At 66.7% G+C, this 6,996-nt stretch carries 10 protein-coding genes; all 10 read right to left on the reverse strand.

The window, feature by feature from the left end; genetic code table 11:
- Positions 1–36: 36 nt before the first annotated feature.
- The gene (locus B3D39_RS17715) at positions 37–1,104 is read right to left on the reverse strand and encodes a substrate-binding domain-containing protein (protein ID WP_274962115.1); all 1,068 of its coding nucleotides are present in this window, start codon (positions 1,102–1,104) and stop codon (positions 37–39) included.
- Positions 1,105–1,219: 115 nt separating this feature from the next.
- Positions 1,220–2,182, reverse strand: coding sequence for a MurR/RpiR family transcriptional regulator (locus tag B3D39_RS17720; protein ID WP_274962114.1), 963 nt, complete (start codon positions 2,180–2,182; stop codon positions 1,220–1,222).
- Positions 2,183–2,236: 54 nt separating this feature from the next.
- Positions 2,237–3,040 carry a F0F1 ATP synthase subunit gamma gene (locus B3D39_RS17725; RefSeq protein WP_168174730.1) on the reverse strand — a complete coding sequence of 268 codons (804 nt, stop codon included), beginning with the start codon at positions 3,038–3,040 and terminating at the stop codon, positions 2,237–2,239.
- Entirely contained in the window at positions 3,037–4,539 is a 1,503-nt protein-coding gene (locus B3D39_RS17730; protein WP_274962113.1) for a F0F1 ATP synthase subunit alpha, read from the reverse strand. Before B3D39_RS17730 ends, B3D39_RS17725 begins: the two co-directional genes overlap by 4 nt.
- Positions 4,526–5,260, reverse strand: a complete 735-nt coding sequence (locus B3D39_RS17735; RefSeq protein WP_274962112.1) for an ATP synthase F0 subunit B — start codon at positions 5,258–5,260, stop codon at positions 4,526–4,528. The genes B3D39_RS17730 and B3D39_RS17735 overlap by 14 nt, the downstream gene beginning before the upstream one ends.
- 2 nt (positions 5,261–5,262) lie before the next feature.
- Positions 5,263–5,508 carry a F0F1 ATP synthase subunit C gene (locus B3D39_RS17740; RefSeq protein WP_078519861.1) on the reverse strand — a complete coding sequence of 82 codons (246 nt, stop codon included), beginning with the start codon at positions 5,506–5,508 and terminating at the stop codon, positions 5,263–5,265.
- 2 nt (positions 5,509–5,510) lie between these two features.
- The gene (locus B3D39_RS17745) at positions 5,511–6,197 is read right to left on the reverse strand and encodes a F0F1 ATP synthase subunit A (protein ID WP_083079541.1); all 687 of its coding nucleotides are present in this window, start codon (positions 6,195–6,197) and stop codon (positions 5,511–5,513) included.
- The gene (locus tag B3D39_RS17750) at positions 6,194–6,454 is read right to left on the reverse strand and encodes an ATP synthase subunit I (RefSeq protein ID WP_274962111.1); all 261 of its coding nucleotides are present in this window, start codon (positions 6,452–6,454) and stop codon (positions 6,194–6,196) included. Before B3D39_RS17750 ends, B3D39_RS17745 begins: the two co-directional genes overlap by 4 nt.
- A gap of 8 nt (positions 6,455–6,462) precedes the next feature.
- On the reverse strand, positions 6,463–6,759 hold the full coding sequence (locus tag B3D39_RS17755; RefSeq protein WP_274962110.1) for an AtpZ/AtpI family protein: 297 nt from the start codon (positions 6,757–6,759) through the stop codon (positions 6,463–6,465).
- The coding region (locus B3D39_RS17760; protein ID WP_414718029.1) for a hypothetical protein at positions 6,756–6,996 on the reverse strand (241 nt) is incomplete at its 5' end. The genes B3D39_RS17755 and B3D39_RS17760, both read right to left, overlap by 4 nt.

Here is a 6,996-nt window from a genome sequence, read left to right on the forward strand (position 1 = left end):
GCCCACCCGTCGGCCCGGAACCTGCCTCGGTCATTCTTAGCTGGCCTTCACTTCGTTCCAGAGTGCGACCCAGTCGTTGTAGCGCGGCGGATTTTGCTTCCAGACGAAGTTATCCATCACCGACAGGTCCTTGATGAAGATCTTTTCCTGCTGGGCTTCGTCGATCTCGTCGCGCGCGGCGGAGGTCGATTGCGCATAGGGGCCGCCATAAGCGAGCATTTTGCCGTAGGTCGGGCCGAGCAGGTAGTTGACCAGTTCGAAGACCGAGTCCCGGCGCGCGCCCTCGACGCCCTTGGGCACGGCGATCGTGTCGCACCAGCCGATGACGCCTTGCTTGGGCTTGGCCATGCCCATGTCGAGACCCTTTTCCTTCAGGTCGTAATAGGGCGGCACCCAGGAGAAGGCGCAGACCACTTCGCCGGTCGCGAAGAGGTTGGTCAGGTCGCCGATCGAGTTCCAGTAGGTGCGCAGCTTGCTCTTCTGGATCATCAGCACCTTTTTCACTTCGGCGAGCTGCTTGTCGTCCATCGTGAACATTTCGTCGCGCGGAATGCCCAGATACATCGCGGCGATCATGATCCCTTCGAGCGCGTAGTCGCGCATCGCGAGCTTGCCGTTGTATTTGTCGCCCTCGAAGAAGACCGACCAGTCGGGCTCTTCATCCATCAGGTCGGCGCGATAGACGATCGGGTTGATGCCCCAATAGAAGGGGATGCCGTAGGTCTGGCCGTCCGTATTGCCCAGATCGGTCTTCTTGAACGTGTCGTAGAGGAGCTTCGCGTTCGGCACCTTGTCGAAGTCGATCGGCTGCAGAAGGTCCGAGGCGGTGTAGTAGGAAACCTTGTCGAGGCCGGGCGTGATCAGGTCCACCGAGGAGGCCCCGCCGGCGCGCAGTTTCGCGAATTGCTCGTCATCGGTGCCGATGAAGGTTTTGGTCAGGTCGACGTCATGGCTGTCGAGGAAGGGCGCGAGATAGTCGTCTTTCGCGAGGTTCTCCCAGGTCATCCAAAGAAGATCGGTCGCGGCCAGCGCTCGTCCCGCCGGGCCGAACGCCCCGAGAGCGGTGCCCGCAAGCGCAGATTTCAGGAATAGTCGGCGATCCATGGCATATCCTTTCGCTGCATGAGATGGCGAGGTCACCTTCGCAGGAAAGAATTATTTCACAAAATCCTAAAAATGAAAATACGCTTTCATTCGAGCTGTGCGCAGTTTTTGGGCGCTATTTCTCCTGTTTTGCAGCCTTGGTGAGCGCCTCAAGGCTCTCCGGGGGCGGGCCGAGGTCGTCGAACCGCGCATGAAGGTCCTCGATCCGGGCGAGTCGGGCGCGCACTTCGGGGCCGAGCGAGTCCACCAGACTCGAGCAGAGAAAGTTGATCAGGCTCATCGCGACGACCGTGCTGTCGAAGATGCCTTGCCCGCGATTGTGGCAGCGCAGGGTGATCGTCGCGTGCCGCGCGGTCTGCGCCACGGTGGGGTCGCCGATCAGGATCGTCGGGATGCCCGCCTCGCGCGCGACCGTCATCACCTCGCCGAGCGCGCGCGGCCTGCGCCGCAGCCCGATCGCCAGCAGCACATCGCCCGGCGCGAACCCCGCGACATCCTCGGCAAGCGAGGCGCCCTCATAGGGCAGAAGCTGCACGTCCGATTTCAGATTGAGCAGCAGGGCGCGGGCATAGATCGCAAGCGCCCGCGAATTCCGGTAGCCCAGCACCCAGATCCGGCGCGCCGAGGCGAGATGCTCGACCGCGTCGCTCACGGCGTCTTCGGACAGAATCTCGGTGCTGCGGGTCAGGTTCTGCATATCCTGCGCGAAGTGATCGGCGAGCTGTCCCGGCTCGGTACCGTCGCTCAACTCGCTCAGCGGCGAGCCCCAGCTTCCGTTGCGCCGCGAATGCAGCCGCGCCTCGTTGTAATTGCGATAGCCCAGCCGCTTGAAGAAGCGCGCCGCCGTGGCAGAGGAAATCCCCGCGCTCTCGGCCAGCTCCGCAGCCGTATAGCTCGACAGGGTCGACTGCGCTTCGAGCACGACCTCGGCAAGGCGTTTCTCGCTGGGGGTCAACTCGGGAAAAATCGCCATGATCCGCATGTCGATCGGGTCATCTCCCGACCCGGGTTGCGCCTCGGGGGACATCTCTTGCGTCACATCGGCCTCGTTTCTGCTCGAGCCCAAGTCTTGTTGCATGCGGGCGCGCTTTTCAAGCGATGCCTGTGTACGGCGGGGCGGTGGGGGCACATCTCAGCTGGACGTGACGCCGGCCGACAGCTCCAGAATCTCGGTCGTCACCGACTCCTGGCGCGAAATCCGCGCGGTCTGTTGCAGCGCGTCGAGCTTGCGTTCGGTCATTCCCTGGGCGGACGCCATGGCGAGCATCCGGGCGGTGTTTTCCGCCGCCGTGGCATGCAACGCCACGCGGCACAGCTCCGCATGCAGCAGCTCGGCAAAGAGCGACGCGCAAAGCTGCGCGGGCGGCAGCGTCAGCAGGGGCGGCTGGCTTGGGGGCGGGGTCGACCGGGTCGGGCGGGGGAAGATACGGCGGCGGCGGGCTTTCCAGCTGCCATCCTCCGTCTGGGCGTAGAATGCGTCGATCGGGGCGCGGCCCGCCAGTTGCAGCAGCGTCTCGGCCAGCCGGTCGGCGAAGGGCGGAACCGCCGGGCCGTGCGAGGGCAGGGGGAACTGCGCAAGCGCATTCAGGCCTTGCTCGGCGGCCAGCGCCGCGCCGCGCGTGCCGATCACGACGAGACCGCCGGGCGGCGCGCCCAACTCGCTCAGAAGCCGGGCGTTGAACGATCCCGCAAAGCCCTGCTCGGCCAGAAACAGAACGGTGAGCGGCGGCCCTTCGGGTTTGGGCGGTGTGGGCGCGAGCGACAGGACCCGGTCGAGCGCACGGCTCACCGTCGCCGCGTGCAGATCCACCGAGGCAAGCTCTCCCTCTGTTTGGCGCACGCGTGCGCCCGCGATGGCGCGCATCGCCCGGATCACCGAGGCGAGCGTGCGGATACTGCCGATCCGCGCTTCGATCTCGGCAAGCTGCTCGCTCATTTTGAAGGCTCCGGCAAAAGCCCTTTCAGGCATTGCACGATCTGGTCATGCAGACCCTCGCTGAGCGTGGCGGAGAAATCCGCCCCAGACAGCCCCGCCGCATCGAGCGCATCGGGCAGCGCCGCGCGCAGCGCGTCGATCTGCGCAGGCTCCAACCCGTCGAGAAGCCCCGTCTGCACTGCCAGAACCAGCGCCACCTCATCGGCGAGGCGCAGCGGCGCGTGCTGGATCTGCGCCAGCACCGCGCGCACCGCCCGCCCGCGCGCAAGCTGCGCCTTCACCCGCGTGTCGGGCATCCCCCCGAAACGCGTGAAGATCTCCAGTTCGAGGAACTGCGCATAATCGAGCCGCATCGACTCCGCGGCGTCGCGCAGACTGCGCGCCTGCGTCTTGCCGCCGACCCGGCTGACCGACGTGCCGACATCCACGGCGGGTTTCTGGCCGCGGTTGAACAGCTTGGCGTCCAGCGCAATCTGCCCGTCGGTGATCGAAATCAGGTTGGTCGGGATGAAGGCCGCGAGGTTGCCCGCATCTGTCTCCGCAATCGGCAGGGCGGTCAGCGTGCCGCTGCCCAATGCGTCCGACAGCCGTGCGGCGCGTTCTAGAAGCCGGGCGTGAAGATAGAAGATGTCGCCCGGATAGGCCTCGCGCCCCGGCGTCTGGCGGGTCAGCAGCGCAAGCTCGCGATGCGAGGCGGCGTGGCGCGTGAGGTCGTCGAGCACGATCAGCGCGTGGCCGCCGGTGTCGCGCAGCTCTTCGGCCATGGTCATGCCTGCGAAAGGGGCGAGCCATTGCATCCCCGGCGGCGTCGACGGCCCGGCCACCACGACGATGGTGCGCGCCAGCGCCCCGTTACGCCGAAGGGTTTCGATCACGCGCTCCACCGAGGAGGTCTTCTGCCCGATCGCGACATAGACCGAGGTCACGTCGCCGTCTTTCTGGTTCAGGATCGTGTCGAGCGCGATCGTCGTCTTGCCGGTCGCACGGTCGCCCACGATCAGCTCGCGCTGGCCCCGTCCAAGCGCGAAGAGGGCATCCACCACGAGCGTGCCGGTCTGCATCGGCTCCACCACCGCCGCGCGGTCGATGATCGCCGGGGCGGGGCGTTCGACCGGGTGTTTGGCCGTGGTCGTGATTGGGCCGAGCCCGTCGAGGGGCCGCCCGAGCGGATCGACGATCCGGCCCAGCAGTCCCGGCCCGACCGGCACCCGCATCACGTCGCCCGTGCCGGTGACCGCATCGCCCTGTGCGACGCCCGCGATATCGTCGAGCAACACCGCCGCGAGGGTCTCTTCGTCGAGCACATGCACGAAGCCCGATTGCCCGCCCTCGAAGACCAGCCGCTCGCCGGCGCGGGCTTCGGGCAGGCCCGACACCATCGCAACGCCGTCGGACACGCGCTCCACCCGCCCGCTGCGGCGCACGACGGGACCGAGCGGCGCACGCGCGATGGCCTCGAGGCTGCGGTCCAGCCACTCGTCGGGATCATTGGGTGTCATTGGCCACCTCCTTGCGCATCCGGGCGAGATCGGCGGCCCATGAGCTTTCGAGGTGCAGGTGCTTGGTCTCCAGCGCGAGGCCGCAGATCAGCTCCGCATCCGTCTTGATCGCGGGGCTGATCTCTTCGCCCAAGGTCTTTCCAAGCCGGTCGGCGAAGGCCTCTCCGTAACCGGCCTCTGTCGCCTCGCTGATCCGCAGCATCAGTTTCTCCGAGCCGAGTGCCGCGCGATCTTCCGTGTCGAGGGCCGCGACCTGCGCCAGAAGATCCGTTGCGTAAGCTTCGAGCAGTGCGGGCCGCGACAGGCGCGCGCCGATCCGTTCGGCCATGCGCTGCGCCAGATCGGCGGCGCGCGCGGCATAACGCTTCTCGGCCTCTTCCGCGCGGGCGGCGCGTTCGGCCTCTGCGGTGCGGGCCATATCGGCGGCCTCTGCGCGGGCGTGATCCAGAAGCGCCTTGCGCGCGGCTTCGGCCTCGGTCTGCGCCTGCGCCAGCATCTCGGACTTGCGCGTGCCGACCTGATCGAGCTCGGCCTCGGCCAGCGCCTTTGCCTCATCGGCCTTGCGTGCGGTCTCGCTCGCATCGCTCAATTGCTTGTCCGCCTCGGCCTGTCGCGCCTGGATGGCACTCACGATCGGGCGCCAAAGCACCCGGCTCAGAAGCCAGATCAGCACCGCCGCATTGAGCGTCTGCAGCCCGAGCGTCCACCAGTCCAGTGTCATGATCAGCCGATGAACGGGTTGGCGAACAGCAGCAGAAGCGCGATCACGAGGCAGTAGATCGCCGTCGTCTCGATCATCGCGAGCCCGACGAAGAGCGTGCGCGAGATCGCGTTGGCGGCCTCGGGCTGGCGGGCGATCGCGTCCATCGCAGCCGCGACCGAGCGCCCCTCGCCAAGCGCGGGGCCGAGCGCCCCGAAGGCCACAGCCGCGGCAGCCGAGATAACGCTCGCCACTTCAATATATTCCATGATCAGTCCTTTCCGGATCCGTGGGAGGTTTGGGATTCCGCCACTGCCGCCGCGATGAAGACCATGGCGAGGACGGTAAAGATGTAGGCTTGAACAAGACCGGTCAGCAGATCGAGCGCCATGAAGGGGATCGGCACGAACAGCCCCGCAAGCGAGAGCACGATGCCGATCACGAAGACCCCGCTCATGATATTGCCGAACAGGCGGATCAGCAGCGAGAAGCTGCGCGTCAGCGTCTCGACGAGGTTCAGCGGGATCATCAGCGGCGTCGGCATCGCGAAGCTGCGCAGATAGCCACGCACGCCGCCCGCGCGGATTCCGTAGACGATCACTGCAACGAAAACGAGCAATGCAAGGGCCGCGTCGGTTTCCAGATTGGCGGTTGGCGGCTCCACCCCCGGGATCAGCGAGGACCAGTTCGCGATCAGGATGAACAGGAACAACCCGCCGAGGAAGGTGCGGTAGCGGTCGGGGGCGACGCTCATCGTTTCGCGGATCTGGGTGTCGAGCACCGTCACCAGCAGTTCCAGCGCCGCTTGGCGCCGCCCGGGCTTGAGGCTGAGGTTTCGGGTCAGCGCGTAGCACCCGGCCACGATCACCACCATCAGCACCCATGTCGTGACGACGGGTTGCGTGATCGGCACGGGGCCGATCCAGAACAGCACGGTGGTCTCCAGGGGCGAATTCATGCGGACCTCGCGCGTCGCAGGGTGAGCATCCGCCCGATGCCGATCCCGAGCGCCGCCGCCAGCAGCGGCACCGCGCCCAGAAGCGCGCAGCCCACGAGGCCCCCGATCGTCAGCCCGAAACGCAGCACGGTCAGCGCGATCGCCTTCAGCGCCTTGCTTTCGAGCAGCATCGCATCCGTTCCCGCCCGCAGCAGCGCGAAATGCACGAGGCCCACGCCGATGCCGAGGGCGAGGCTCGCCAGACCGAGAAGAACCATCGTCCCGCTCATTGCTGCTGCACCCAGCGCCAGCCCAGCCAGCACCCCACGACAAGCCCCACCATCATCAGCGCGGCGGTCCAGAAGATGCCCGACTGGGCGCTCCGGTCGATCCATCTGCCACCCGCGGCCCCCGCGAGCATCGGCAGCACCACGATCCATCCGAGCACACCGATCTGGCCCAGCCGTCTTGCCAGCGGGATGTCACCCTCCTCTCGGGCTTTCTCGATCCGGGCGGCGTGGCGGCGCGCGGCGCTCTCCATCGGCTCCTCCGTCTGTTCCGGGTCTTCCGGCGAGTTGGTCATGTCCAATCCCTCCGAGCCTGCGCGCCGTCGAGGCTCGCCACCAGCTGCCGGATCGCGAGCAGATGCAGCCGGGTGGAGTCGGCCTGTTTGGTCTTCGCGGCGTCATCCTCGGCCTGAAACCGTTTCAGGATCGTATCGCCCAGCTCGGGCAGATCGCCGGTCACTGCGGCGCGGGTCGAGACCGAGACGTCGCTTCCATTCTCGACCATAAGAACACCGCCCTTCACCGCGCAATAG

This window comes from Thioclava sp. UBA3469 (assembly GCF_002378135.1).
Taxonomy (GTDB): Bacteria; Pseudomonadota; Alphaproteobacteria; order Rhodobacterales; family Rhodobacteraceae; genus Thioclava; species Thioclava sediminum.